Source organism: Corynebacterium sp. KPL4015 (assembly GCF_040225725.1).
Lineage (GTDB): Bacteria > Actinomycetota > Actinomycetes > Mycobacteriales > Mycobacteriaceae > Corynebacterium > Corynebacterium rhinophilum.
Genome location: NZ_JBEHGF010000017.1, coordinates 29551 through 54857, shown reverse-complemented (window position 1 = coordinate 54857; position 25307 = coordinate 29551). Strand labels below are relative to the sequence as shown.

The window sequence follows — 25307 nt, the reverse complement described above, 5'->3', positions numbered from 1 at the left end:
GCGGATGTAGCGCAGTTGGTAGCGCATCACCTTGCCAAGGTGAGGGTCGCGAGTTCGAGTCTCGTCATCCGCTCCACTCAAGCCGCCTTGTCACCAAGGCGGCTTTTTTGTATCCGCCACACCCCACACTTTTGAAGTGATGGAGATCGCAGACTTTTTCGCTTCGATGCGGAACTATGAAGATACGGTTACCGACTATTGATAGAGATACCCTGATGACCACGAATGTCACCAAGATGTTCGTTGGGGATAGGATGTCTTTGCATGCATACGCAAAATTCAGAACTGAAGGAGCTGAAAATGAGCCATCGCGTACCTTGGTTGCGTCGCACGGCAGTTGCGGTGGGAGCTACCGCACTTATCGCGGGCGGATCCGCACCTGTAGCACTGGCGCACGATTCCGTCGTGGGCGGAACCGTAAAGGAGGGCGACCAGCTCGAGGAGTTTCCTGAGGAAATCACCCTGGAGTTTTCCGGCATCCCAAAGGATCAGTTCAACACCTTTGCGGTGACCAATAAGGACACTGGCGAACAGATCTTTAGCCAGGAGCCGGAGCTAGATGACCGCGATCTCACGATCACGACTCCAGATGATGTCGATCCCGGGCCAGGAAACTACCAGGTGGGCTACAACATCACCTCCTCGGATGGACACGCCACGCGCGGTGGGGTCTCATTTACGGTGAAAGGTGAGGATAGCGATGATGCTTCTTCCACCGACGCTGCAGATGCAGATGGAGCTGCAGATTCTTCGAGCGATATGCCCACCTCGGTGAAAATCATTTTGGGCGTGGGTGGTGTGCTGGCCATAGCGGCCGTTCTGGCTTTGTTGATTGCTAAAACTCGTCGAAACGACTCGAAAGGTCACAAATAATGACTAAGAAAATTTCCCGCCTGATTGCCAGCGTTTCCCTCAGCGCCCTGGTTCTTGCTGGTTGCTCTCCGGATAATGAGAGCGATTCCAATAACTCAGAGTCGACTTCGGCTGCTTCTTCCACTGCAAAAACCAGCGAATCCACCGCGGCAGCGGATAAGGACCTGACCTTCGAGGATGCTGTTGTACGCGCGAGCGAAGACAAGGATATGACCGCCATCTTCGGCACCTTGGTCAACCACTCGGATGAAGACATCGAGATCACTGGGTTCTCCACGAACCTGGACGCAGAGATGAACCAGATTCACGAGACCGTCGATGGCCAGATGCGCGAAAAGTCCAGTCCCTTGGTCATCAAGGCTGGCGAGAGCCACGAGCTTGCGCCAGGTGGCGATCACTTCATGTTGATGGGCATGAAGGAAGGAATCATGCCTGGCGATTCCCTCGAGCTCACGGTGACCTTGTCTGGCGGCGATGAGCTTGACCTGGGCACCATCCAGGCCCGCACCATGGGCGCTGGCGACGAGGACTACGGCGACATGGAAGGCATGGATCGCGACCACGCGGGCCACGATCACTCCGGCAAGGACGACGAGAAAGAAAATCACAAGCACTAGTCATGACGGGATTCAGCAGAAGGGGATTTCTCACCGGCGCTGCAGTGTCTACCAGTGCCTTTGCGCTGGTGGGGTGCAACTCGGATAGATCAACATCAAACGCTGAAGCGGAGGAGAACACTCCGCTTGCCGATGCCACCGTAGCTTTCGACGGCCCACACCAGGCCGGCATTGACACGCCGGAGCAAGCACACCTGAACTTGGTGGGCTTTGATCTCAAAGGGGACATCGGCAAGCAGGGCTTTGCCCGCCTGATGAAGTTGTGGACCGAGGATGCGCGGGCGCTGTGTACGGGCCAGCCCCCGTTGGGGACTTTGGAGCCGGAAATGGTGCGCCAGCCGGCGAACCTCACCATCACGTGTGGGCTGGGTGAGAGCATTTTCTCGCTGCTGGGCGTGGATAAACCGGAGTGGCTTGGCGATGTCCGCGCCTATTCCCGCGACCAATTAGAAGAAAAGTGGGGCCAGACTGACATCGTCCTGCAAATCTGCAGCGATGACCCCCTGATGAATACCTACGCCCTGCGGCACATGGTGCGCTCAGGTGAGCACTATGCCGAAGTTAGCTGGCTGCAGCAGGGATTTATCAACGCCTACGGCAGCCACGAAAAGGGCGAAACCGCGCGCAATATGTTTGGCCAAAAAGATGGCACCGTTAACCCGCACGGCGATGAAGAATTCGCCGACCAGGTCTGGATCGAGGACGGACCAAAGTGGCAGCAGGGCGGTACGGCCATGGTGGTGCGCCGCATCCGCATGAACCTCGACACCTGGGAAAAGCTGGATCGGCCTTCCCGCGAAAATGCGGTGGGCCGCAAACTGGAAAATGGGGCACCGCTTACGGGTGATAAGGAATTCGATGAGGCGGACTTTAAGGCTACGGATGAGTATGGCTTGCCCGTCATTGATAAGAATTCCCACATGGCGCGCGCCACCGCGCCGAAGGACCACCCAGAGCAAAAGATTTTGCGCCGCCCCTTTAACTACGAGCTGCCGCCGGATGGCAAGGATGGCCAACTATCCAATATTGGTCAAATCTTTATTTGCTACCAACAGGATCCCACCAAGCAATTCGAGCCCATCCAGGCGCGCCTTGATGAGGCGGACCTGCTGAATGAGTGGCTGACCCACATTGGTTCGGCGATGTATTTCTGCCCGCCGGGAACCAAAGGCGGCGATGGTAAAGAAACGTGGTGGGCGGAATCGCTTTGCACGCATGCAGGCCTGTAGAATGACTATCCGTAAATTTAACTAGTGGATGCGGCCAGGTATGCCGTATCTGCGCGAGCGCAAAAAGGAGCGCGAATATGGCGGAACTTATTCCCGCGGCACCGGTAAATTACGAATCCTTCACCGTGCCGGCCGGACAAGCGGTTGGCGCGGTCCTCCGCGAGCTGGACCTGCCCAATAAGGGCCCAGAGGCAGTCGTGGTAGTCCGCGGCGTGGACGGTACTCTTTTTGACCTCTCGCACACCCCGGATGAGGAATCGACGTTTGTTCCGGTAGCCGCCTGTGAGGAAGATGGCCGCGCCGTCATTCGCCACTCCTGCGCCCACGTCATGGCCCAGGCCGTGCAAGCCGAGTTCCCCGGCACCAAGCTGGGCATTGGCCCATCCATTGAAAACGGCTTCTACTTCGATTTCCAGACCGCTGAGCCCTTCACCCCGGAGGATCTCAAGGCCCTGGAAAAGCGGATGAAGAAGATCATCAAGGGTGGCCAGCGCTTCGAGCGCCACACCTACGTGTCCACGGCTGAGGCAGAGCAGGCCTTGCAGGATGAGCCCTTCAAGCTGGAACTTATCCAGGACAAGGGCAATGTGGACCCAGACTCCGATGAGGCCGCCGAGGTCGGTGCCGGTGACTTGACGCACTATGACAACGTGAACCCGCGCACCAATGAGGTGGAATGGTTCGACCTGTGCCGCGGCCCGCACGTTCCCACCACAAAATATATCCCAGCCTTTGCCCTGACTCGTTCGTCCGCCGCCTACTGGCGCGGCGACCAGGCTAACGCTGGCCTGCAGCGCATCTACGGCACCGCCTTTGAGTCCAAGGACGCATTGGCCGCCTACCAGACCATGGTGGAAGAGGCAGAAAAGCGCGATCACCGCCGCTTGGGCCAAGAACTAGACCTGTTTTCCTTCCCGGATGAAATCGGTTCCGGTTTCCCGGTATTCCACCCCAATGGCGCGACCGTGCGCATGGAGATGGAAAACCACTCCCGCAACCGCCACGTGCAGGCGGGTTACTCCTTTGTCAATACCCCGCACATCACCAAGGGCGACCTCTTCCGTAAATCCGGCCACCTTGATTTCTACTCCGATGGCATGTTCCCGCCGATGCAGCTCGATGGCGAGTATGACGCCGAGGGAAATACGGTCAAGGAGCCGCAGGACTACTACGCCAAGCCGATGAACTGCCCGATGCACAACCTGATCTTTGCATCCCGCGGCCGTTCCTATCGTGAGCTTCCACTGCGCCTTTTTGAATTCGGTACGGTCTACCGCTACGAAAAGTCCGGCGTGGTGCATGGCCTGACCCGTGCGCGCGGCTTTACCCAGGACGATGCCCACATTTACTGCACCGAAGAGCAGCTGGAAGAAGAGCTTACCCAGGTTCTGGACTTTATCATTTCGCTGCTTGAGGATTACGGCCTTTCCGATTTCTACTTGGAGCTTTCCACCAAGGACCCCAATAAGTTTGTCGGCTCCGATGAGATTTGGGAGCGCTCGACCACGATCTTGCAGTCTGTGGCGGAAAAATCCGGCCTCGAGCTCGTTCCTGACCCTGAGGGCGCCGCGTTCTACGGGCCGAAGATCTCCGTCCAGGCCCGCGATGCCATTGGACGTACCTGGCAGATGTCCACGGTGCAGCTGGACTTCAACCTGCCCGAGCGTTTTGAGCTGGAGTACACCGCCTCCGATGGCACGAAGAAGCGCCCGATCATGATTCACCGGGCCCTCTTCGGCTCCATCGAGCGCTTCTTCGGTGTGCTCCTTGAGCACTACGCGGGCGCCTTCCCGGCGTGGTTGGCACCGCACCAGGTCATGGGCATTCCGGTGGCGGATGACTTCGTCCCGCATCTGGAAGACGTCGCCGCCAAGCTGCGCGTCAAGGGCATTCGCGCGGACGTGGATACCTCCGATGACCGCATGCAGAAAAAGATCCGCAACCACACGACAGGTAAGGTGCCCTTCATGCTGGTCGCCGGTGCCCGCGATGTGGAAGCCGGTGCGGTGTCCTTCCGCTTCTTGGATGGCACGCAGGTCAATGGAGCGCCCGTCGAGGAAGCCGTTGAGCTCATCTCCACGTGGGTGGCAGAGCGCACCAACGAGCAGCCGACAGAAGAGCTCATTCGTGCCCGGCGCTAACCCGCAGAAGGGACATAGCGAGGAGACGTTCGTCGATACCGGTGCCGGTGAGCCGGACCGGTTGGAGCGACTGTGGGCGCCGTACCGGATGGCCTATATCGCGCAGCGGTCCGAGGATCCCTTCGTGGAAGCACCCAAGGGCAGCGATGAGGATGGACTCATCATTGCGCGCGGTAAGTCGGTATATGCGCTGCTCAATCTGTTCCCCTATAACGCCGGCCACCTCATGGTGGTGCCGTACCGCAAGGAATCCGAGCTGGAAAACCTCACCGAGGCGGAATCCCACGAGCTCATGGCCTTTGCCCAACAGGCCGTGCGGGTGCTCAAGCGCGTATCACAGCCAGAGGCCATTAATGTGGGCTTTAACCTGGGGCGCGCGTCCGGCGGCTCAGTGGGAGACCACCTGCATTTGCATGTGGTGCCAAGGTGGCCCGGGGATAGTAACTTTATGACTGTCCTCGATGGGACTAAGGTATTACCGCAACTACTGCAAGACACCCGTCGTGTCCTGGCAGAGGGTTGGCGTGACATGGAAGAGGAGGACTCGCGTGCTTAGCGTGCATGGGCGAAAGCCCGCCGCCGTGGTGGTGGAACCTATAGCCAAGACCTTTTTAAAGTTGGGATTGACACCCAACGTGGTCACGGTTGTAGGCACTATTGTGACCATCGCTATTTCGGTGATCCTCATTCCTACCGGCCATCTCTTTATCGCTGCAGTACTATCCGGCCTCTTTGCCGCCTTTGACATGCTCGATGGCACCATGGCCCGCCTGACCGGTAAATCGAGCGCTTTCGGCGCCACGCTGGATGCGAGCTGTGACCGCATTACCGATGGCGCATTATTCTGCGCTATCGCTTGGTGGCTGGTGTATACCGCAGACGCGTCCAAATGGACCGTGGCGGCCTGCCTCATTACCTTGGTATGCTCCCAGGTCATTTCCTATATCAAGGCTAGGGGAGAGGCCTCCGGTTTCACCATGGTGGGCGGACTGATTGAGCGCCCCGAGCGCCTCATCCTGGCTTTAGGCGGCATTGGCCTAGAGGGCTTGGGCGTAGAGTACGCCGCGGCGGTATCGCTGTGGATCTTGGCAGTAGGCTCAATATTTACCGTGTACCAGCGCATTGCCATTGCAGCGCGCCAAGACGCCGAGATGTAAAATCAAGCGAACATGGGCGCAGCGGGGGCTATCGTTCCGGCTAGTTCGTGGTTTGCGCACAAACTTTTCTGGAGGATCCGGCACCATGTGGGATAAAGAAGATGTAGCAGCGGCCGGGTATTTGGCGGGCTGGAAGGTAGTTCGCCGGCTGCCCGAACCGGTAGCGCGCACGATCTTCCGGTGGGTGGCGGATTTCGCGAGTAACCACGGGCGCGGCATGGACGGCCTGCGACGAAACCTCACCCGCGTAGTGGGGGCAGAAAACGTCACCCGCCAGCTGGTGCGTGATTCCATGCGTTCATATATGCGCTATTGGATGGAGGCGTTCCGCCTGCCCGCGATTCACGCGGATCCCCAACTCCATGAGCGCCTCATGAGCGGCTTGGAAGGGCTCGAGCACTTTGATGCCTCCGCGCAGTCTGGCCGCGGCGTGATCTTGGCGCTGCCGCACTCCGGCAATTGGGATATGGCTGGGGTCTTCTTGGTGGGCCACTACGGGCAATTTACCACCGTGGCGGAGCGTTTAAAGCCGGAGGTGTTATTTGATGCCTTCGTGGATTACCGCGAGGAACTGGGTTTTGAGGTCCTGCCACTTACCGGTGGCGCGGCCCCTCCCTTTGCACGCCTGAAGGAAGCCCTGCAGGAGGGAGGGGTAGTGTGCCTATTGGCAGAACGCGATATTACCCGCCGCGGTATCACGGTAGATTTCATGGATGAGGAAGCCAATATGGCGGCCGGTCCCGCGCAGCTAGCCATTGAAACCGGCGCGGCGCTCCACGTGGTGCACTCGTGGTTTGAAGGCGATGGCTGGGGCTTGTCGGTGTCGCCAGAAGTTGAGGTTACCGATGTTCAAGAGACCACCCAGCGGATGGCGGATGGGTTTGCGGCTAATATCCAACGCCACCCCGCGGACTGGCACATGCTGCAGCCGCAATGGAATGAGGACGTGGAGCGGCGCCGGCAAGCGCGAAAGGAACGTTCCAGTTAATGCGCATCGGTATTATTTGCCCGTATTCTTTTGACGAACCTGGTGGCGTGCAGGCTCATATCCTTGATCTGGCCACCGTTTTTATAGAACAAGGCCACTTTGTCCAGGTCCTTGGTCCCGCCGCGGAAACCACACCACTGCCGGATTTTGTGGTCAAGGGTGGACCTGCCTTCCCGATTGCGTATAACGGCTCGGTCGCGCGCTTGTCGGTGGGGCCGAAGGTAACGCGCAAGGTCAAGCGCTTCATCCAGGACGGCGATTTTGATGTCCTGCATATCCACGAGCCCAATTCCCCGAGTTTTTCCATGACCGCCTTGGCCGTGGCGCACGGCCCCATGGTGGCGACGTACCACGCCTCGGCGGCCAATTCACTCATCCTTACCCTGGCAAAGCCGCTGCTCGTACCCTTTTTGGAAAAGATTCGCGGCGGCATTGCGGTATCGGATATGGCGCGGCGCTGGCAGGTGGAGCAACTGGGCGGCGATCCCGTCCTGATCCCCAACGGCGTCGATACCTCCGTCTACGCGCTTGCGCGCAAGAAAAGCCAGCCCGCGCTTGCCGATGCCCCACTCGAGGTCGTCTTCCTCGGCCGCCTCGACGAGCCACGCAAGGGCCTAGACATCCTGTTAGCCGCTTTGCGCCAAGTCAACAGGAATATTCGCGTCACCATTATGGGTGGCGGCCGCGCCCGCGAGGTCGAGGGTGTGGATTTTGTCGGGCGCGTTAGCGATGCAGAAAAGGCACAGATCTTAGGCCGGGCCGATGTCTATGTGGCGCCCAATACGGGCGGGGAAAGCTTTGGCATCGTGCTGGTAGAAGCAATGGCCGCCGGTGCGGCCGTCGTGGCTTCTGATTTAGAGGCCTTTCGTGCGGTCTGCAACGCAGAATCGGAAGAGCCTGCAGGAGCACTATTCCGCACTGGCGATGCCACCGATTTGGCACGCGTGCTCAACCAGGTCTTGGATGATGGTGACTACCGGCGGCGATTGGTGCGCAATGGCGTGCAACGCGCCCAGATGTATGACTGGGACCATGTTGCCGCGGCGGTCATGCAAGTTTATGAAACGGTGCAAGATGGCACGAAGGTGAGGGTGAAGCGATGATGGCGATAGAAATAACCATCGCGCTGCTTATTCTCATTCTTGTGGGATCGTGGGCCATTTTCACAGCGCAGCGACTAAATTTCCTGCACATCCGCACCGATGCTGCGCTGGCGCAGCTGCAGGCTGCGCTGGACCGGCGCGCGGCGGTAACGGCGGCGGTTGCTCCGGATCTTGCGGCCTTGGCACAAAAGGCCGAATCCACGGAGCTTTCGCAAGGGCATTTTCAAGCCCGCACCATGGTTGAACGCGAGCTTTCGGCCGCCATTGTGCGCGATTTTCCGGTAGGCCAGCGCCCTGCCGCCTTGGCGGATGCAGAAGGCCGCATCCAGTTAGCGCATCGCTTTTATAACGAGGCAGTCAGCGATACGCGTGCGCTGCGCCTGCGCCCAGCAGTGCGTTTCTTCCGCCTCGGCGGAACCGCTAAATTACCTGAGTACTTCGACTACATGCTGGCGGATTAAAAACTTAGCCGCGCGTTACCTCCTTAGCGGCATCGGTGCTCGCTTCAGCTTCGGCAGGGGTGTCAGAACCGGGCACGTTAATTCTCCCCGTATTTGGCGAGGACGCGTTCTCTGCGCCGGCTTCCGGGCTTGTTTCCAAGCCGCCTGCTGCCACGATGGCTTTTTCTAAGCGGCGCGACAGGCTCACCTCAAGGATGAACCATATAAGCGCAAAGAGCACCGCTACGAGGATGAGGACGTTGCGGGCGACGAGCACGTAGACCGGAGTCAGATTTTCGCCCACATACTTCCACACGTAGTCATAGTGGAATGGGTAGATGTAGGTGCCAAGCGCGGCGGCTGCAACTGCGCATACAGCGAGGAGGCCCTGACAGATTTTGATGGGTACAAACCCGGCGGGGAGCTGTTGGCGTACGACCACAGCGAAGAGGGGGCCTAGCCAAATGATGTACTGGGGCGAAAATACCTTATTGGTGGCTATGAGTAGTAGCACCATGAGGGTGAAGAAGGCGATGGTCGTTCGCGAGGTCCACCCTCCGGCGAAGAAACGGTATAGCGCCCAGCTCAGGGCGAATACCAGCATCCCGGCCGTCGCGATAGTGCTCCACATGATGGCGGTATCGACTCCCGGGCCAGAAATCTCAAAGCTCTTGGAGGGCGCATAACCTAATCGCCATTTACCCGGGTTGAGATGTGCCTGCAATAGCAAGTATGTCGCCGGAATGGATTCGAGTTGGAGCCCGCGCACCCCCTGATAATTCAGTGGGGAAAGGAGTCGGTCCATACCGGAGGTAAAAACTGTGAACGCAGAAAGAGCAGCAACGGAGCCAAAAAAGGACGTCAATCGCAGCCAGGAATTAGAGTTATTAAAACGCCCTACCAGTCCGGCCGCGAGGACGCCTGGCCAGAGCTTCATGGTGGTAGCGAAGCCCAATAGGACGGCGCCTGTCTTGGGATGAGAAATAAGAAGCGCTGCGGCACCGGCGACGGCGACGGCAGGAAAAATATCGAGGCGCCACACAAAGACGTGTCCTGCAGCCGTGCCAAAAAATACCCAGAACCAGCCGGCGAGAAAAACCCGCTTATTGCGTTCGTAGTGGCGCAGCAGGAGGGCGAGGAAGGTGGCATCGACAAGCAGCGCCATGATGGTAAAGCCGATATAGAATACGCCGCGGTCTCCACCGGTGAACCAGCTTAAGATGATGGTGGGCCACGTGCCCGCGTGGGGGTATTCGGTCATCTTCGTAGGATCGGTGCCAAAAAGGCCGGCGAAATAATAGGCAACATCGCCGCGTGCGCTTTGGTCGAGCTTCAAAAAATAGACCAAAACCAAGCGGGCGAGCACCCAGCTCACCCATACCGCAGGAACTGTCGCGAATCTTTTCACCCAAAAGATTCTAGGGAATAATTTGGTCGTTGAGTAGTTCGAATCAGGTTCCTCGTCACCGGGGGTTGAACTGCCTCGGGGAGTAGGGTGGCAAGGCAGACGAAGACTTACGTGATGTAGCGCATAGTAGGCGCGCAAGAAAGGATGACTGTGGGCACCATTTCTGAGGTTTTGGCATTAGAAGGCACCCAAGATGCGGATGTCTTTTCTGGCCCGGCGATCCCCTCGCAGATTGAACGCACCTTTGGCGGGCAAGTTGCCGCGCAGGCCCTTGCCGCGGCGCAAAGGACGGTGGAGGGCAAGCAGGTGCATTCCCTCCATGGTTATTTCGTTGGCCCAGGTGATACGAAAAAGCCGCTGGAGTTGCAGGTAGAAAGGCTGCGTGATGGCCGTTCCTTTGCCAGCCGGCAGGTTCGGGTCATCCAAGGTGGCCGCCTCGTCTTTATTATGCTGGCTAGTTTCCACCGCGATGGTGATGCAGGTCCCGAACATCAGGATGTGGCACCGCAGGTATTAAGCCCCGATGAAGCCGCGCGTCGTGGCGGCGGGGCGCCCTATTCCACCCGGATTATCTTGAAGGAGTGGGCCGATTGGGATATTCGTTTGGTGCCCGATGAGGGCCGCGATGATGCCGCCGCGGAGGTGACAGGTGCCGGATATCGCCATATTTGGTTTCGCAATACCGGTGAGCTTGGGAGTGATCCCGCCTTCCACCGCGCCGCCCTGACGTATATGTCCGATATGACCCTTATCCGGGCGGCGCTCATTCCGCACCAGGGGGAGAAGGTGCAACTGGCAAGCCTTGACCATGCGGTATGGTTTCTTCGCCCCTTTCGCGTGGATGAGTGGTTGCTCTATGAGCAGGTATCGCCCACAGCAGCGCAAGGAACGGCGATCGCGCGCGGTAAGTTATTCAATGAGCAGGGCGAACTCGTTGCATTGGTCAACCAGGAAGGCTTGACTCGGTTCCTTGATGAGAACTTAGGTAGCGGTTCTGCGCACGGCAATTGGCATAACGGCTAGAAAAGCGTCTGTATCATGGGGGCGCTTTTCCCAGTTCGTGCAGGGCACGTATAATTGTCAACAGATTTAGAACCCAATTAGAAAGGGACTTAATGTCAGGCCACTCAAAATGGGCAACTACCAAGCACAAGAAGGCTGCCAATGACGCCAAGCGCGGCAAGGAATTTGCCAAGCTCATTAAGAACATTGAAGTGGCGGCGCGAACCGGCGGTGGTGATCCTGCGGCCAACCCAACGCTCGATGACATGATTAAGAAGGCCAAAAAGGCCTCTGTCCCCAATGACAACATCGAGCGCGCCCGCAAACGCGGCTCTGGTGAAGAAGCTGGTGGTGCCGACTGGGAGACCATCATGTACGAGGGCTATGGCCCCAATGGCGTCGCAATGCTGATTGAATGCTTGACCGATAACCGCAACCGCGCGGCTACCGATGTCCGCACAGCGATGAGCAAAAATGGCGGCAACCTGGGTGAATCCGGCTCGGTTGCTTATATGTTCTCCCGCACCGGTTATGTCTTGGTGGAAAAGGGTGAGCTGAGTGAGGACGATGTCTTGATGGCAGTGCTCGATGCCGGCGCTGAAGAGGTCAAAGACCAGGGCGAGAAATTTGAGATCATCTGCGCTCCCACGGATGTGCAGGCTGTCAGGGAAGCCCTTAAGGAAGCAGATATCGAAGTCGATGACTCCGATAACGATTTCCGTGCCTCAGTTGAGGTTCCCCTCGAGGCCAATGACGCCAAGAAGATCTTCCGCCTCATCGATGTTTTGGAAGAATCCGACGACGTCCAGAACGTATATACCAATATGGATCTATCGGAAGAGGTCCTAGCGGAGCTCAACGCAGAATAGGGTTCCTGCATTTATTGGGGCACTAGCTCGGTGGCGGGTCTTCGCGCATGCGGAGATTCCGGCGCCGAGCTTTGTTGTGTTTTATTGGGGCAGTCTAAAATTCACGCCGTGTTGTAGAACATGTGTGTGTAAGACATAATGGGGAATTGAGACTAGAAACGACGAGGCCGCGGAACGGGGAGTGGGCGGGTGTGAATATCGAAGGCATGCGCGTGATGGGCATCGACCCTGGGCTTACTCGCTGTGGCCTGTCCGTGGTCCAAGCAGGCCGCGGGCGCGCAATTCTTCCCGTCTCCGTTGGCGTGGTGCGGACCCCGAGCGATAAAGATTTAACCGAGCGGCTCCTGCGGCTGTCCGTTGCGGCTAAGGAGTGGATGGACGATTATTCGCCGGATGTGGTTGCTATAGAGCGCGTCTTCGAACGCGGCCAGGTTTCGACCGTCATGCAGACTGCACACGTCGTAGGAGTCCTCGTGCTCGCGGCCGCCGAGCGGGATATTCCGGTGTATATGTACACCCCGTCCGAGGTGAAAAAGGCTATTTCTGGCAACGGGCGCGCCGATAAGAAACAAATGACGGCGATGATTACTCGTATCCTCGGGCTTACGGAGCCGCCCAAGCCGGCGGATGCAGCGGACGCATTGGCGCTGGCTGTCTGCCATTGCTGGCGGGCGCCAGCGATTGTCAGGATGGATAGTACCGGTTTAGGGCTTGGTGCAAAGACCAGTGGTGTCCGCGGGCGGGGGAAGAGCATCAAGCCCTAATGCACTGCTCACCCACTAAGTTTTATTAAATACAAAGTCATGGCGAACGCGTACACAGGTAGGAAGGCACGGTAGAAAATGATTGCGGCATTGCGGGGAGAAGTCCTCCACATTGGTTTAGATCACGGCGTTATTGATTGCGGAGGGGTGGGCTATAAGTTCTTGGCCACTGCAAAGACGTTGGGAACCCTGCGCCGTGGGGAAACTGCCTTTGTGCTCACTACCTTGGTGGTCAAGGAAGATGCGTTGACCCTGTACGGTTTTACCAGCGATGACGATCGCGAAATGTTCCAGGTGCTGCAATCCGTGTCCGGCTTGGGCCCTAAACTCGCCTTGGCTGCATTATCCGTCATGGGAGCAGAAGAGCTGGCTGCAGCCATTGGCGGGGAGGATGTTAAGGCGCTGCAGTCAATTCCGGGCGTCGGCAAGCGGATGGCCCAACGCCTTACCTTGGAGCTTAAAGATAAGGTAAAGCGCTTTGCTGGAACTCCAACGGCTGATGCGGCACCGGCGGCAACAAGCGGCGGTGGCCCAGTTGTCGATAGCGTTACTGAAGCCCTCTTGGGCCTAGGATTTACTGAGAAGGCGGCTCGTCCCGTGGTGGAGGCGGCATATGCCGAAGCCCCCGCGGCGGATACGTCGACCTTGCTGCGCGCGGCCCTAGCCCAGTTGGGTAAGCAGGGTTAAAAGAACACGACGTCAAGAAGACACGAAGGCTACAGCATGTCCGATATTGAGCGTACCGAGTTCAACCTCCCGGAGGGAATGAATGAGACGCACGATTCACAGCACAATAGTGATGTGGAAGCCACCGCTCACGCCGAAGAACACGATATCGAGCGCTCCCTGCGCCCGAAATCCCTGACGGAATTTATTGGGCAGCCAAAGGTGAGGGAACAGCTGTCCCTCGTGCTGACCGGCGCGAAAAACCGCGGGGTCACCCCGGACCACGTCCTGCTATCGGGTCCGCCCGGCCTGGGTAAGACCACGATGGCCATGATCATCTCGCAGGAACTTGGGACGTCGCTGCGCATGACTTCGGGTCCAGCGCTGGAGCGGGCGGGAGATCTCGCGGCCATGCTTTCGAACCTCATGGAAGGCGACGTGCTCTTCATCGATGAGATCCACCGCATAGCCCGGCCCGCCGAAGAAATGCTCTATATGGCCATGGAGGATTTCCGCATCGATGTGATTGTGGGCAAGGGGCCGGGAGCTACCTCGATCCCCTTGGAGATCCCGCCGTTTACGTTGGTCGGAGCCACAACGCGAGCGGGAATGCTCACTGGTCCGCTGCGGGATCGCTTCGGCTTTACCGCCCAAATGGAGTACTACAGCACCGAGGATCTCACCCATGTGATAAAGCGTGCGGCACATATCTTGGACGTCGCCATCGACGATGATGCCGCCGTTGAAATCGGCTCGCGTTCGCGCGGCACTCCGCGCATCGCCAACCGCCTACTGCGCCGCGTGCGCGACTATGCGGAGGTCAATGGCAACGGGCGCATCGATCTTTCCGCCGCGCAGGGGGCGTTGGAGGTATTCGATGTTGATGAAATGGGGTTGGACCGGCTAGACCGTGCCGTTCTTAATGCCCTGATCAATGGTCATGGTGGCGGGCCGGTGGGTGTTAATACCTTGGCCATCGCCGTTGGTGAGGAACCCTCCACTGTGGAGGAGGTGTGCGAGCCGTACTTGGTTCGCGCGGGCATGATTTCGCGCACCGGGCGGGGCAGAGTAGCCACCGCAGCCGCCTGGCAGCACCTGGGCCTGACGCCTCCGGATAGGGCAATTGGGCTGTTTTGAGGGAGCATGAACACCTCGCTGATGGTGTCAGTGAGGCGGAACTAGCCCATGGTTTTTGTGAACCAAACAGTCTGGCATACTGGAAAGTTATGGAAATCATCTTTCTCATAATCATTGTCATTTTGTTCATCATTCCTTCCTTTATGGCGATGCGTAAGCAACGCCAGCGCCAAAACGACATGCAATCGCTGCAGAACTCCCTGCAGAATGGAGATCGCATCGTGACCGCTGGCGGTGTCCACGGCGTGGTGCGCGGAACCACCGATACCAGTGTGGACCTCGAGGTTTCCCCGGGGGTTACCCTTACCTTTGACAAGATGGCGGTGGTTCGCACCGAAAGCGAAGCTCAGAACCTCGCCCGCGGTGGTGCAGACAATGCTGGAGAGCCACAGCGCGACAACGGTGAGAACAATAATGATGACGGATTCACTGGTGGGGAAGGCGAGCAGCCCTCTAACCGCTAATTCCTCGTTATCGCCCGTGCTCTCAACGAAGGCAGACGCGGGCGCACCCTGTGCACACGGCTAGTGTTCTCTGCACCTGCAATTGGCTTAAGGGAAACGTAGAACCTGACACATTTTCGCTGAATCGCGGACCCCGTTAAGGAAAATGTTGTTCCATGACGTACGATTGTGCGTTGTTAACGTGCCCGTGCCGAATTGGGCGGGCCGTATTTAATGTTTAATCACCCTGGTTTGCAGTGCACAGGAGAATATCGTTGTCCGCATCATCTCGAGGCGCTATGAAAAATAGCAACCGCCAATGGCCTAAACGCGCCCTCGCGCTTTTTGGGCTTATCGTGGTCGTTATCTATGCGCTGGTCTTTTTCACCGGAAACCGCCAAGCCACCCCAAAGCTAGGCATTGACCTGCAGGGCGGCACGCGCGTTACCTTGGCACCACAAGGTGAAGACCCCACCCAGGACCAGCTACGGCAGGCGCGCAATATTTTGGAACAGCGCGTGAACGGTATGGGCGTTTCTGGTTCCGAGGTCGTCATCAACGGCAATACCCTCGTCATCACAGTACCGGGCGAGGACGCCTCGCAGGCCCAAGCAGTGGGGCAGACCTCTCAGTTGTACTTCCGCCCGGTGGCGCAACCCTCGGCGCCGGATTTGGACAAGCTCGACAAAGAGCTGGAGGATATGGCCAACCGCTGGGTCAAATACGGCGTCCTAGATAAGGACGAAGCTAACAAGAAGTTGGAAGACGTCACCAACGCCGTGGCCCAGCAAGAAGCGCAGGCTGAGGGCAAGGAAGCGAAGGACGTCAAGGCCCCGAAGGTTTCCGCTAAGCCTTTGGATGAGCCGTCCAACTCAATTGAGCAGACCGAGCGTCGCGATGAAATCACCGAGATGTTGTTGAAGGACCGTCAATCGGAGGATCCGACTACGCAGGCAGCGGCCTCTTCACTTTTGACGTGCCAGGGAGCCGCTGACCCGCTGGCTGGCGCAGACGATCCGTCCAAGCCTTTTGTTACCTGTGATTACGACAGCGGCACTCCTTATGTCTTGGAGCCGGCCCCGTTGCTCAGCGGCATCGAGGATGAAGACGGTACCCGCTTGACGGGTAATGAGATTGATACCAATTCCCCGATCAACGGTGGCCTCAACCCGCAGTCCGGCCAGATGGAGATCAGCTTCTCCTTCAAGACCGGTAATGGCCCGAACGGTTCCCAGACCTGGGCGGACCTCACGCGGGAGCACCTGAACGATCAGATTGCCATCACCCTTGACTCGGCCGTGATTTCGGCGCCGGTTATCCAGGGAGCTACCCCGTACGGTTCCGCTACCTCCATTAACGGCGACTTCAGTCAAGAAGAGGCCAATAACCTAGCCAATAACCTGCGCTACGGCGCATTGCCGCTGTCCTTTGCCGGCGAAAACGGCGAGCCCGGTGGCACGGTGGAGTCCATTCCTCCGACACTGGGTAAGGCAGCGCTAGAAGCTGGTCTTTGGGCTGGCTTGGCAGGCTTGATTTTGGTCATCCTTTACTCGCTGTACTACTTCCGCGCGCTCAGTGGTGTGTCCGTTATCTTCTTGCTCGGCTCTGCCCTGCTGACCTACGGCGCTATTGTGCTGCTGGGGCGCTGGATTGGTTACTCGCTCGACCTTTCCGGTATCGCCGGTTTGGTCATCGGTGTCGGTGCGACAGCGGACTCGTTCGTGGTCTACTACGAGCGCATCAAGGATGAACTCTTAGAAGGTAGAACCTTTAGGTCAGCAACGCAGAAGGCCTGGGAGCGCTCGCGCAGCACCATCGTGACCGGTAATGCGGTGACACTCATCGGTTCTGTCATTGTCTACTTCCTCGCCATCGGTGAAGTGAAGGGCTTCGCGTTTACTTTGGGCCTGACCACGGTCTTCGACCTCGTCGTGTCCTTCTTGGTCATGGCACCGTTGATGCAGATTATTGGCCGCCGCCCTGCGGCAGCCAAGCCATCGATGAATGGTTTGGGTGGAATTTATGCGCTAATTGAAGAGCGGCGCGAGCGCGGCTACTACGGAGATTCCCGTTCTGCCGCTACTACGCCGCAGGAGCGCTCCACTGAAAATTCGGCATCCGTTGGCGCCGATTCGTCTGAGAGTTCTTCGCCCTCAGCAGCTGCGGAAGATGAGGAGAAATAATCATGGCCGTATTGACTAAAAATAAGATTTCGCGTTTAGATCGCCTCTATGAAGACGAGCGTGGCTATGACTTCATTGGCCATACCAAACGGTGGTACGGGATTACCGCCGGGCTCCTCGTCGGTGCCATCGTCGCTATCTTGATTCGTGGATTTACGCTTTCCCTCGACTTTGAGGGTGGCACCACCTTGTCCATGCCTGCTGGGGACTTGAAAGAAGACGACGTAGCTACCGTCTTCGAGGACTCCACTGGCGTTGAACCGGAGCAAGTGCGCATCGTTGGTGCCGGTGATTCTGAGACGCTCGAAATCACCTCTGAGCGCTTGAGCCAAGAAGAGGTAGACAGCGCTCGGTCTGCCATCTACGAGGAATTCCAACCCAAGGATGAAAACGGGGAGGCCACCCCGGACGCCATCGGTTCTTCCACCGTGTCCGAATCGTGGGGCTCCTCGATTACGCAGCGCATGATCCTCGCCATGATCGTATTCCTCGTTGCAGCGACAATCTATGTGGCGGTACGCCTGCAAAAGATTATGGCTTTTGCCGCCATTTTGGCGCTAATTATTGATGGCATCGTCATCGCCGGTATCTACGCCCTCTTCGGGTTTGAAGTTTCTCCCGCCGTCATCATCGGTTTGCTCACCGTCCTGACCTTCTCCATCTATGACTCCGTCATCGTCTTTGACAAGGTCAATGAGAATACGGCCGGGCTGGAAGGCCAACGATCTAAGACCTATGGGGAACTCGCCAACTTGGCGATTAACCAGACGGTCATGCGTTCCATTTCCACCTCTATCATTTCCGCGCTGCCTATTATCGCGCTGTTCGTCATTGCCGTATGGCTTATGGGCATCGGTACGCTGCGCGATTTGGCGCTGATCCAGCTCATTGGCGTTATCGAGGGTATTTTCTCCTCGATTTTCTTGGCCACTCCGTTGGTGGTGACGTTTGCTAACTGGACTAAGCGCGTCAAGCAGCACACGCAGCGTGTGCTAGATTACCGCGCAGGTAAATCTGAGGAAGGTGAACCAGCGGATGCGGGTTCTGCAAAGCGCAAGGTGGTTACGCCTTCCGATGTCGGGGCCAAGACGCACAAGGAAGTGGCAGAAGAACAAACTGATCACGGCAGCAGTGCCTCCGGCCATACCGGTGCTACGTGGCGCCCGGGCCGCTAAGTGCCCTTGAACACGGCATAATCAGGCAGACTAAAGCTTGGTCTTTTTAGGAGAAAAGGGGTTGTGCGTACCGTGGAACGCAGATTAGGCACCACACGGTGGTGGGGGCGCCGTCCCAAAATCACGGCGGTTGCAGCGGGGCTTTCCGCCCTTGCGCTGGTAGCGGCCTCGTGCAGCAGTGAGGAATCCGAGAGCGGTGACCAGGCTACGCCCAGCGATCCGGAGTCCTACAACTACGCCGGATATATGGTTAACTCTCAGCTGACCACGACGAATGCCGGCACCGCCTTCGGCAGCACCACCTCAGCGGCCCAACTTTCGACGCGGCTTTATCCCGGCCTTTTTGTCCCGGGGCCCTCCGGGCAGCTTATTCCCAATGCGGATTTGGTAGAGACCGAAGAGCTTCCGCCGGCAGCTGATAGTGATCAGGAAAGCGTGCGTGTGACGCTTGCCGATGACGCCACATTCTCCGATGGTGCCCCCGTCACCTGCGATGATTACCTGCTTGCCTATACGGCTGGCACGCACCCGGTTGAATTTGCCTCGCATATGCCGCTGATGAATGACATCGCGGATATCGAGTGCGCACCGCAGAGCAAGGCCTTTACACTGACTTTTCAGAAAGACCAGGGACATCGGTGGCGCCAAATGTTTGGCCCTGGCACCGTCATGCCTGCGCACGCGCTTGCGCAGAAGACGGATTTGACCGTAGAGGAACTCAACGCGGCCTTGCACGCAGAAGACATGGCGACGTTGCAGCCAGTAGCGGAATTGTGGCGCTATGGGTTTTCTACAGCCAAGGATGACTTTGACCCAGAGCTACAGGTGTCCTACGGCCCATTTACCGCGGATAAGGTGGGCGATTCCGGCGAGGTTTTCTTAAAAGCCAATGAGCAGTATCGCGGCGACAAACCTGCCTTGGATCGCCTCGTTATTTGGCCAAGTACGGCGAACGCACAGGAACTTGCGGATAAGGGCGTTCTCAAGGTGGCAGACTCCGCCATCGCGGCGCCCGACTGGCTCTCAGGGAACGCGGGCAAGGACGCAGAATCCGAGGAAGGTAACGACGCCCCAGAATCCACAAATGGATCTGACTCGAATAAAGAACACGGCTCCGATGGGGAGGACTCCGCGGGCGCTGACAATACCGAGTTTGAAACAACCACCAAGGTGGGCCTGCAAACCGATACGTTGACGCTGTCGCAGGCTGGGATTTTTGCAGCGCCTTCTGCTAGGAAGGCATTTGCTGCCTGCGTCGACCAAGCGGCGTTAGCACAAAAGAGCTCCGAAATATCTGGTGTCGATGTTCCACCGGCTTATGTGCGTACCGTCTCTGTCCAAGATCCGGTAGCCCAAACGCTAGGCTCGGTGGCGAAGGACCACGAGGGAACGGACATGGCTGCGGCCGGCCAGTTGAATGGATCCACCATCAAGGTGGGCTACGTTGGCCCGGATAAGCGCTATCAGGCGATGGTCGATGCGCTGCGCGCCTCCTGCGAACCGGCGGGGATTACCATCGAGGATGCTGCGGAGGAGAACCTATCGCAGTTTTATCTCAACCCTGATCCGGAAACGGGGCAGCCAACCATCGATGCCTTCTTGGGCCCAGTCGATCCGCTGACCGAGTACTCCGCCGCTGATTCCAGCATCAAAAACTCCGTTCAGCTCAAGGAGCAGGAAGAGCAGCTGTGGGAGAGTGTTCCCTCCATTCCGGTCGCTGCGCAGCCGCGCGTGTTCATCGTTCATCGCGACGTGGAGGGTGTCCTGCCGTACACTGGCATCTCGGGCATCGGCTGGAATATGGACCGTTGGCACGTGTCGACACAAGAACCTGTGGAAAAGGCCTAGGCCTTGTTCGCTCCTAAATTAATTCTCGCTATTTAGTTCTCAAGGAAGATGATGACCTCTCACTACGAATCAGCAGCACAAGCATTGCGCGATAACGTGCGCCTTGTGCAGGACTTTCCAGAAGAAGGGATTCTTTTTGAAGACCTCACACCGGTATTAGCCGATCCTGAGGCATTTCAGGCCGTTGTTGATGGACTCGCGGCCGCGTGCGAGGAGCTGGGTGCGGATCTCATTGGCGGCTTGGATGCCCGCGGGTTCCTGCTTGGCTCTGCCGTGGCGTACAAACTGGGTTTGGGCATTTTGGCCATTCGTAAGAAGGGCAAGCTTCCGCCGCCGGTATATACCGAGGAATACGAACTGGAATATGGTTCGGCCGCGTTGGAGATCCCCGCCAGCGGCGTTGATGTGAAGGGCAAGCGCGTGGTGCTTGTCGATGACGTCCTAGCCACCGGTGGCACCCTCCACGGAGCCAAACTGTTGCTGGAGTCTGCAGGTGCCGAGGTCGCGGGCAATGTAGTGGTGCTAGAAGTTAAGGGTCTTAATGGTCGTGAACGCTTATCGGGCCCGCCGCTCATTGTGCTGGATGACGCTGACTAAGATGGTGTGTCTAAGCTAGATCACACGATCTGGAAAGGCGCTGCAGCCAGCAATAAAGGCTGCGGCATTGTGAAGGGCGGTAGAGATGGCCACGGATAAGTCAGCAAAACGCCAGGCTAATAACGGGATGCGGAGCATGTCTGCTCGGCTTGCCCGGTCACTGACCGGCGGGCGGGTCAAGATTAACCCCGTGCTCGATCCCCTCATGTCTATCCACCGGAAATTCCATCCCAAGGCGGATGCGGAACTACTCAACGCTGCCTATAACACCGCGGAAAGGTTGCATGAGGGAGTATTCCGCAAGTCGGGTGAGCCGTATATTACCCACCCTCTGGCCGTAGCTACGATTGCCGCGGAAATCGGTATGGATACCACCACCATTGTTGCAGCGCTCCTGCACGATACGGTGGAGGATACCGATTACACGCTGGAGGATCTGACCCGAGACTTCGGGCCCGAAGTTGCCCGGCTCGTTGATGGCGTGACCAAGCTGGACAAGGTGGCCTTGGGTGCTGCGGCCGAGGCTGAGACGATCCGCAAGATGATCGTCGCCATGGCCAACGATCCGCGCGTCCTTGTCATCAAGGTCAGCGACCGGCTGCACAATATGCGCACGATGCGCTTCTTGCCTCCAGAAAAGCAGGCCAAAAAGGCGCGCCAAACGCTAGAAGTCATTGCCCCCTTGGCCCACCGGTTGGGCATGGCGAGCGTGAAATGGGAACTAGAGGATTTGTCTTTTGCCATCCTCTATCCCAAAAAGTACGACGAAATCGTGCGCATGGTGGCAGAGCGCGCGCCCTCGCGCGATCGTGCCCTGAAGGAAATCATCAACCAAGTGGGTGCCGCCTTAAAGGAAAATGGCATCGAGGCCGAAGTAATGGGCCGGCCGAAGCATTACTGGTCTATCTATCAAAAGATGGTCGTCCGCGGCCGCGAGTTCGCGGAGATCTTCGACTTGGTGGGCATTCGCGTATTGGTGGATGACAGCAATAGCTGTTACGCCGCCATTGGCGTCGTGCACTCCATCTACCAGGCTCTGCCGGGGCGTTTTAAGGATTATATTTCCTCCCCGCGCTTCGGCGTCTACCAGTCTTTGCATACGACGGTGCTCGCGGACGGCGGAGCGACCCTAGAAGTGCAGGTTCGCACGCACGAGATGCACTACAATGCCGAATTCGGCGTCGCCGCGCACTGGCGCTATAAGGAAACGAAGGGAAAGAATTCTGGGCACCAAGAAGAGGTGGACCAGATGGCTTGGATGCGCCAGCTGCTGGACTGGCAGAAAGAAGCGGCTGACCCCAATGAGTTTCTCGATTCCCTGCGCTATGACCTGACGGCGCGCCAGATCTTCGCCTTTACCCCGAAGGGCGATGTGGTGGATCTGCCGGCGGGTTCTACTCCGGTGGATTTTGCCTATGCCGTGCATACGGAGGTCGGGCACCGCTGCATTGGTGCCAAGGTCAACGGCAAATTGGTGGCGCTAGAATCGCCGCTGAAATCTGGCGACAAGGTAGAAATCTTTACCTCCAAGGATCCTAACGCCGGCCCGTCGCGCGATTGGCAGGAATTCTTGGTCTCCCCGCGTGCCAAGGCAAAGGTCCGCCAGTGGTTTGCCAAGGAAAGGCGTGAGGAGCACCTTGAAGCCGGGCGCGATGCCTTGGCCACTGAGGTGCAGCGCGGCGGCTTGCCGATGCACCGCCTGTTTACCGCCAGCTCCATGAAGCAGGTGGCAGAACAGCTGCACTATTCTGATGTCGATGCCCTGTATACTGCCATCGGCGCAGGACATGTTTCCGCACAACACGTGGCCAACCAATTGGTCGCCATGTTCGGCGATCGCGATGATGCCGTGGATGCGCTGGCTTCTCGGACCCCGCTGTCGGAGCTCGAGCATTCTCGCGCGCAGCATACTAAGGACTCCGCCTCCGGCACGGGCATCTTGGTGGAGGGAAGCCCCGATGTCATGGCCAAGCTTGCGAAGTGCTGCCAGCCGGTGCCCGGGGACGCTATTTTCGGTTTCGTCACCCGCGGTGGGGGAGTATCCGTGCACCGTGCGGACTGCGCCAACGCGGAAAAGCTCAAATCCGAACCGGAACGCATGTTGAAGGTCGAATGGTCCTCTGGTACCTCTTCTACCGGCGCCTTTTCTGCCACGCTGCAGCTTGAGGCATTGGACCGTCAGGGCTTGCTGTCTGAGCTAACGCGGGTACTCAGTGACCAGAACATTAATGTGTTGACCATGAATTCGAACCGCGGCGAGGACCAAATTGCCACGATGCGATTCACCTTTTCAGTCTCGGATACCAAACAGCTGGGTTCGTTGATGACGACGCTGCGCAATACCGAGGGCGTCTTTGACGTCTACCGCGTGACCGCGTAACCGTTTGACTGCCTGGCTACCTCCCTGCGCGGTTGCTTGGTAGAGCAACGCGCGGGCTACGGGCAGGTGACGATTGTGTGAATTCTGGGCGGAGGAGAGGTAAAAGACCAGTTCACGGGTGGTGTGCTTTCTGCGAGTTGGTTAAGAAAGCGATATAAATTATCTGAATACTTTCTACGACACAGGAGTAATTATGCAGTTCCGCCGCATCGGCCAGTTGGTGGCCGCCACCACCGTCACCGCCGTCGCTCTCTCCGGCACGCAGGCCCTAGCGCAGGAGAACATGACCACCATCTCGGTTACCAATATCACTGACTTGCACGGTCACCTGGAAGATGGTCTGAGCGACCCTGCTAAGGCGGGCGATGAGATTGGCGTGGCTCGCCTGCAATCGCTTATCAAGCAGGTCAACGAAGCCCAGGAGTTCAACCTCACCTCTTCGGGCGATAACGTGGGCGGTTCTGCATTCGTCTCGGCCATCTCGGATGACAAATACACCCTGGAAGCGCTCAATGCCATGGGGATGAAGGCAACCGCAGTGGGCAACCACGAATTCGACAAAGGCACCGAGGACCTAACGGATCGTATCCAGCCCGCTTCTGACTATCCCATCCTCGGCGCCAATGTATTAAAAGACGGCAAGCCGCTTTTGGATGCCTCTCATGTGGAAGAAATCGATGGCGTGAAGGTCGGCTACGTCGGCACCGTCACCCAAAACACCAAGTTCAAGGTATCCGCGGCAAAGATTCCGGGCGTTACCTTTACCGATCCTATCGAGGCAACGAACAAAGAAGCCACTCGCTTGAAGGAAAGCGGCGAGGCAGATGTCGTGGTTTCCCTTTTCCACGAGGATGCGGAAGAATACGCAAAGGGCTTTAATAAGGACGTCGATATCCTCTTTGGCGGCGATACCCACCAGACCACCCAGGGAACGGTTGAACGCGACGGCGCGCTGCCACTGCAGTGGGCGCAAGGTTATGAGTACGGCAAGCTGCTGAACGATGCCGATATTACCTTCGACAAGGCCGCGGGCAAGGTGAAAAGCATTGATCTCAAGCAGTACGACGCGACTGCTGCGGCGCAGGTAGAACCCGATGCTGACATTGCGGGCATCGTTAAGAAGGCACAGGATGAAGCCGAGGTAGAAGGCTCGAAGAGCGCTGGCACAGTCGAAACCGACTTGTTCCGCGGTTCCGATGAGGGGCAAAAGCCAGGCTCTAACCGCGGTGTCGAGTCCACCCTGAATAACTTCATCGCGGAAGGGCAGCGCTATGCCATGAGCAAGCAGGTGGGTGAGGACATTGACCTCGGCGTCATGAATGCAGGCGGAGTGCGCGCCGATTTGCAGGGTGGCGATGTAACGTACAAGGACATCTTTGAGGTCCAGCCGTTTGGTAACTCTGTTATTACCGCGAAGGTCTCCGGCAAGGACTTCATCACCGCACTAGAAAACCAGTGGCAGGAGGGTAGTAGGCCGCGTCTAGCCATGGGGCTGTCCAATAATGTCCAGGTGGTCTATGACCAAAAAGCATCTCACGGCCAGCGCGTCAAGGCGGTGACTGTTAATGGCGAGCCCCTCGATCCGAATAAGGACTATTCCATCGCGCTTTCTTCCTTCCTTGCTTCCAGCGACAGCGAAAAGGGTGGCGATGGTTACTTTGAAGCAGGCTCCATCAAGGACAAGAACGATGTGGGATACATGGACGCCCAAGCCATGATCGACTACATTGCGTCCGGTGAGTCCGAGGTCCGCAAGGGACAGGGCCAAATTGGCGCCCACATCGATGGCGATATTGTCCCAGGTAAAGAAATCACCGTCGAACTGTCCAGCTTGAACTACACCAGTGAGGGCGAGCCAATGGCTAAGACGGTTACGGTGAAGTTGGGGGATGAGGAAGTATCTGCCGATATCGACAACTCCAAGCAGGAAGGCGATGACCAATTTGGCGAGCGCGGACGTGCGCAAGTGACGCTTACCGTTCCAGAAGGCCTAACTGGCTCTCAGAACCTAGAAATCACCACCGACGCTGGTACGCAAGCAATCCTGCCCGTGGAATTGGGTGACGCCAATGGTGCCCCGAAGATACCGCAAGGCTCTTCCTTTGGTGGCGCAGCCCTTGCCATCGTGGCGGCACTAGCGGCAGGAATCGCCTTTATTGGTTTAAATCCCCAGGTGCTGCCGGCACCACTGCGGGCCATCTTTGATGACCTGCGCAAGACTTTTCACATCTAATTAGGGATCCAATTCCTGCGGATACGCGAAAAGCGCTTTTCCTCGCTTAAAGGG

Annotated in this window: 22 protein-coding genes and 1 tRNA gene; 22 read left to right on the top strand and 1 reads right to left on the bottom strand. The window is 57.8% G+C overall.

Going from position 1 to position 25307, the window contains the following annotated elements:
• The 10 genes from ABRP64_RS07725 (at position 1) to ABRP64_RS07680 (ending at position 8569) form a co-directional block, all read left to right on the top strand.
• Positions 1-76: transfer RNA gene (locus ABRP64_RS07725), tRNA-Gly, on the top strand.
• Between the two features lie 188 nt (positions 77-264).
• Positions 265-873, top strand: coding sequence for a copper resistance CopC family protein (locus tag ABRP64_RS07720; RefSeq protein ID WP_410757085.1), 609 nt, complete (start codon positions 265-267; stop codon positions 871-873).
• A complete protein-coding gene (locus ABRP64_RS07715; protein ID WP_349866022.1) occupies positions 873-1490 on the top strand; it encodes a copper chaperone PCu(A)C in 618 nt (205 codons plus the stop codon). The genes ABRP64_RS07720 and ABRP64_RS07715 overlap by 1 nt, the downstream gene beginning before the upstream one ends.
• 2 nt (positions 1491-1492) lie before the next feature.
• Complete coding sequence (locus ABRP64_RS07710; RefSeq protein ID WP_284852027.1) at positions 1493-2719, top strand: Dyp-type peroxidase; 1227 nt, start codon at positions 1493-1495, stop codon at positions 2717-2719.
• 77 nt (positions 2720-2796) lie between these two features.
• Entirely contained in the window at positions 2797-4860 is a 2064-nt protein-coding gene (gene thrS, locus ABRP64_RS07705; protein WP_349838405.1) for a threonine--tRNA ligase, read from the top strand.
• Positions 4847-5416, top strand: coding sequence for an HIT family protein (locus ABRP64_RS07700; protein WP_284769697.1), 570 nt, complete (start codon positions 4847-4849; stop codon positions 5414-5416). Before thrS ends, ABRP64_RS07700 begins: the two co-directional genes overlap by 14 nt.
• On the top strand, positions 5409-6017 hold the full coding sequence (pgsA, locus tag ABRP64_RS07695) for a phosphatidylinositol phosphate synthase (protein ID WP_284769698.1): 609 nt from the start codon (positions 5409-5411) through the stop codon (positions 6015-6017). Before ABRP64_RS07700 ends, pgsA begins: the two co-directional genes overlap by 8 nt.
• 85 nt (positions 6018-6102) lie before the next feature.
• Positions 6103-7005: a phosphatidylinositol mannoside acyltransferase gene (locus tag ABRP64_RS07690; RefSeq protein ID WP_284769699.1), complete on the top strand. Its 903-nt coding sequence runs from the start codon at positions 6103-6105 to the stop codon at positions 7003-7005.
• Positions 7005-8108, top strand: a complete 1104-nt coding sequence (locus ABRP64_RS07685) for a glycosyltransferase family 4 protein (protein WP_284769700.1) — start codon at positions 7005-7007, stop codon at positions 8106-8108. Before ABRP64_RS07690 ends, ABRP64_RS07685 begins: the two co-directional genes overlap by 1 nt.
• Positions 8108-8569: a hypothetical protein gene (locus ABRP64_RS07680; protein WP_284769805.1), complete on the top strand. Its 462-nt coding sequence runs from the start codon at positions 8108-8110 to the stop codon at positions 8567-8569. Before ABRP64_RS07685 ends, ABRP64_RS07680 begins: the two co-directional genes overlap by 1 nt.
• 4 nt (positions 8570-8573) lie before the next feature.
• Here ABRP64_RS07680 and ABRP64_RS07675 read toward each other — a convergent pair whose 3' ends face one another.
• Positions 8574-9956: a DUF2029 domain-containing protein gene (locus ABRP64_RS07675; RefSeq protein ID WP_349838404.1), complete on the bottom strand. Its 1383-nt coding sequence runs from the start codon at positions 9954-9956 to the stop codon at positions 8574-8576.
• A gap of 144 nt (positions 9957-10100) precedes the next feature.
• Here ABRP64_RS07675 and ABRP64_RS07670 point away from each other — a divergent pair, with 144 nt between their 5' ends.
• From ABRP64_RS07670 to ABRP64_RS07615, 12 genes are all read left to right on the top strand, one after another.
• Positions 10101-10979 carry an acyl-CoA thioesterase gene (locus tag ABRP64_RS07670; protein WP_284769703.1) on the top strand — a complete coding sequence of 293 codons (879 nt, stop codon included), beginning with the start codon at positions 10101-10103 and terminating at the stop codon, positions 10977-10979.
• A 92-nt stretch (positions 10980-11071) separates the two neighbouring features.
• On the top strand, positions 11072-11827 hold the full coding sequence (locus ABRP64_RS07665) for a YebC/PmpR family DNA-binding transcriptional regulator (protein WP_284769704.1): 756 nt from the start codon (positions 11072-11074) through the stop codon (positions 11825-11827).
• A 191-nt stretch (positions 11828-12018) separates the two neighbouring features.
• On the top strand, positions 12019-12591 hold the full coding sequence (gene ruvC, locus ABRP64_RS07660) for a crossover junction endodeoxyribonuclease RuvC (protein WP_284769705.1): 573 nt from the start codon (positions 12019-12021) through the stop codon (positions 12589-12591).
• 78 nt (positions 12592-12669) lie between these two features.
• Positions 12670-13278: a Holliday junction branch migration protein RuvA gene (gene ruvA, locus ABRP64_RS07655; RefSeq protein WP_284784230.1), complete on the top strand. Its 609-nt coding sequence runs from the start codon at positions 12670-12672 to the stop codon at positions 13276-13278.
• Between the two features lie 36 nt (positions 13279-13314).
• A complete protein-coding gene (gene ruvB, locus ABRP64_RS07650; protein ID WP_349866020.1) occupies positions 13315-14394 on the top strand; it encodes a Holliday junction branch migration DNA helicase RuvB in 1080 nt (359 codons plus the stop codon).
• 89 nt (positions 14395-14483) lie between these two features.
• Positions 14484-14858 carry a preprotein translocase subunit YajC gene (yajC, locus tag ABRP64_RS07645; RefSeq protein ID WP_284853222.1) on the top strand — a complete coding sequence of 125 codons (375 nt, stop codon included), beginning with the start codon at positions 14484-14486 and terminating at the stop codon, positions 14856-14858.
• Positions 14859-15136: 278 nt separating this feature from the next.
• Positions 15137-17020 carry a protein translocase subunit SecD gene (secD, locus tag ABRP64_RS07640; RefSeq protein ID WP_284769709.1) on the top strand — a complete coding sequence of 628 codons (1884 nt, stop codon included), beginning with the start codon at positions 15137-15139 and terminating at the stop codon, positions 17018-17020.
• Positions 17021-17022: 2 nt separating this feature from the next.
• Positions 17023-18195, top strand: coding sequence for a protein translocase subunit SecF (gene secF, locus ABRP64_RS07635; RefSeq protein WP_349866018.1), 1173 nt, complete (start codon positions 17023-17025; stop codon positions 18193-18195).
• Positions 18196-18267: 72 nt separating this feature from the next.
• Positions 18268-20043 (top strand): ABC transporter substrate-binding protein, encoded by a 1776-nt coding sequence (locus ABRP64_RS07630; protein ID WP_284784223.1) that lies wholly within the window; start codon positions 18268-18270, stop codon positions 20041-20043.
• A gap of 51 nt (positions 20044-20094) precedes the next feature.
• Positions 20095-20640 carry an adenine phosphoribosyltransferase gene (locus ABRP64_RS07625; RefSeq protein ID WP_284782245.1) on the top strand — a complete coding sequence of 182 codons (546 nt, stop codon included), beginning with the start codon at positions 20095-20097 and terminating at the stop codon, positions 20638-20640.
• An 85-nt stretch (positions 20641-20725) separates the two neighbouring features.
• Positions 20726-23020 carry a RelA/SpoT family protein gene (locus ABRP64_RS07620; protein ID WP_284782045.1) on the top strand — a complete coding sequence of 765 codons (2295 nt, stop codon included), beginning with the start codon at positions 20726-20728 and terminating at the stop codon, positions 23018-23020.
• Positions 23021-23213: 193 nt separating this feature from the next.
• Complete coding sequence (locus tag ABRP64_RS07615) at positions 23214-25253, top strand: bifunctional metallophosphatase/5'-nucleotidase (RefSeq protein ID WP_349866016.1); 2040 nt, start codon at positions 23214-23216, stop codon at positions 25251-25253.
• Positions 25254-25307 lie beyond the last annotated feature (54 nt).

Excerpts from the sequence above, each read along its gene's own strand:
- ABRP64_RS07720 (WP_410757085.1), top strand. The coding sequence starts at position 265 with ATGCATACGCAAAATTCAGAACTGAAGGAGCTGAAAATGAGCCATCGC.
- ABRP64_RS07715 (WP_349866022.1), top strand. The coding sequence starts at position 873 with ATGACTAAGAAAATTTCCCGCCTGATTGCCAGCGTTTCCCTCAGCGCC.
- ABRP64_RS07710 (WP_284852027.1), top strand. The coding sequence starts at position 1,493 with ATGACGGGATTCAGCAGAAGGGGATTTCTCACCGGCGCTGCAGTGTCT.
- thrS (WP_349838405.1), top strand. The coding sequence starts at position 2,797 with ATGGCGGAACTTATTCCCGCGGCACCGGTAAATTACGAATCCTTCACC.
- ABRP64_RS07690 (WP_284769699.1), top strand. The coding sequence starts at position 6,103 with ATGTGGGATAAAGAAGATGTAGCAGCGGCCGGGTATTTGGCGGGCTGG.
- ABRP64_RS07685 (WP_284769700.1), top strand. The coding sequence starts at position 7,005 with ATGCGCATCGGTATTATTTGCCCGTATTCTTTTGACGAACCTGGTGGC.
- ABRP64_RS07680 (WP_284769805.1), top strand. The coding sequence starts at position 8,108 with ATGGCGATAGAAATAACCATCGCGCTGCTTATTCTCATTCTTGTGGGA.
- ABRP64_RS07670 (WP_284769703.1), top strand. The coding sequence starts at position 10,101 with ATGACTGTGGGCACCATTTCTGAGGTTTTGGCATTAGAAGGCACCCAA.
- ABRP64_RS07665 (WP_284769704.1), top strand. The coding sequence starts at position 11,072 with ATGTCAGGCCACTCAAAATGGGCAACTACCAAGCACAAGAAGGCTGCC.
- ruvA (WP_284784230.1), top strand. The coding sequence starts at position 12,670 with ATGATTGCGGCATTGCGGGGAGAAGTCCTCCACATTGGTTTAGATCAC.
- ruvB (WP_349866020.1), top strand. The coding sequence starts at position 13,315 with ATGTCCGATATTGAGCGTACCGAGTTCAACCTCCCGGAGGGAATGAAT.
- yajC (WP_284853222.1), top strand. The coding sequence starts at position 14,484 with ATGGAAATCATCTTTCTCATAATCATTGTCATTTTGTTCATCATTCCT.
- secD (WP_284769709.1), top strand. The coding sequence starts at position 15,137 with ATGAAAAATAGCAACCGCCAATGGCCTAAACGCGCCCTCGCGCTTTTT.
- secF (WP_349866018.1), top strand. The coding sequence starts at position 17,023 with ATGGCCGTATTGACTAAAAATAAGATTTCGCGTTTAGATCGCCTCTAT.
- ABRP64_RS07625 (WP_284782245.1), top strand. The coding sequence starts at position 20,095 with ATGACCTCTCACTACGAATCAGCAGCACAAGCATTGCGCGATAACGTG.
- ABRP64_RS07620 (WP_284782045.1), top strand. The coding sequence starts at position 20,726 with ATGGCCACGGATAAGTCAGCAAAACGCCAGGCTAATAACGGGATGCGG.
- ABRP64_RS07615 (WP_349866016.1), top strand. The coding sequence starts at position 23,214 with ATGCAGTTCCGCCGCATCGGCCAGTTGGTGGCCGCCACCACCGTCACC.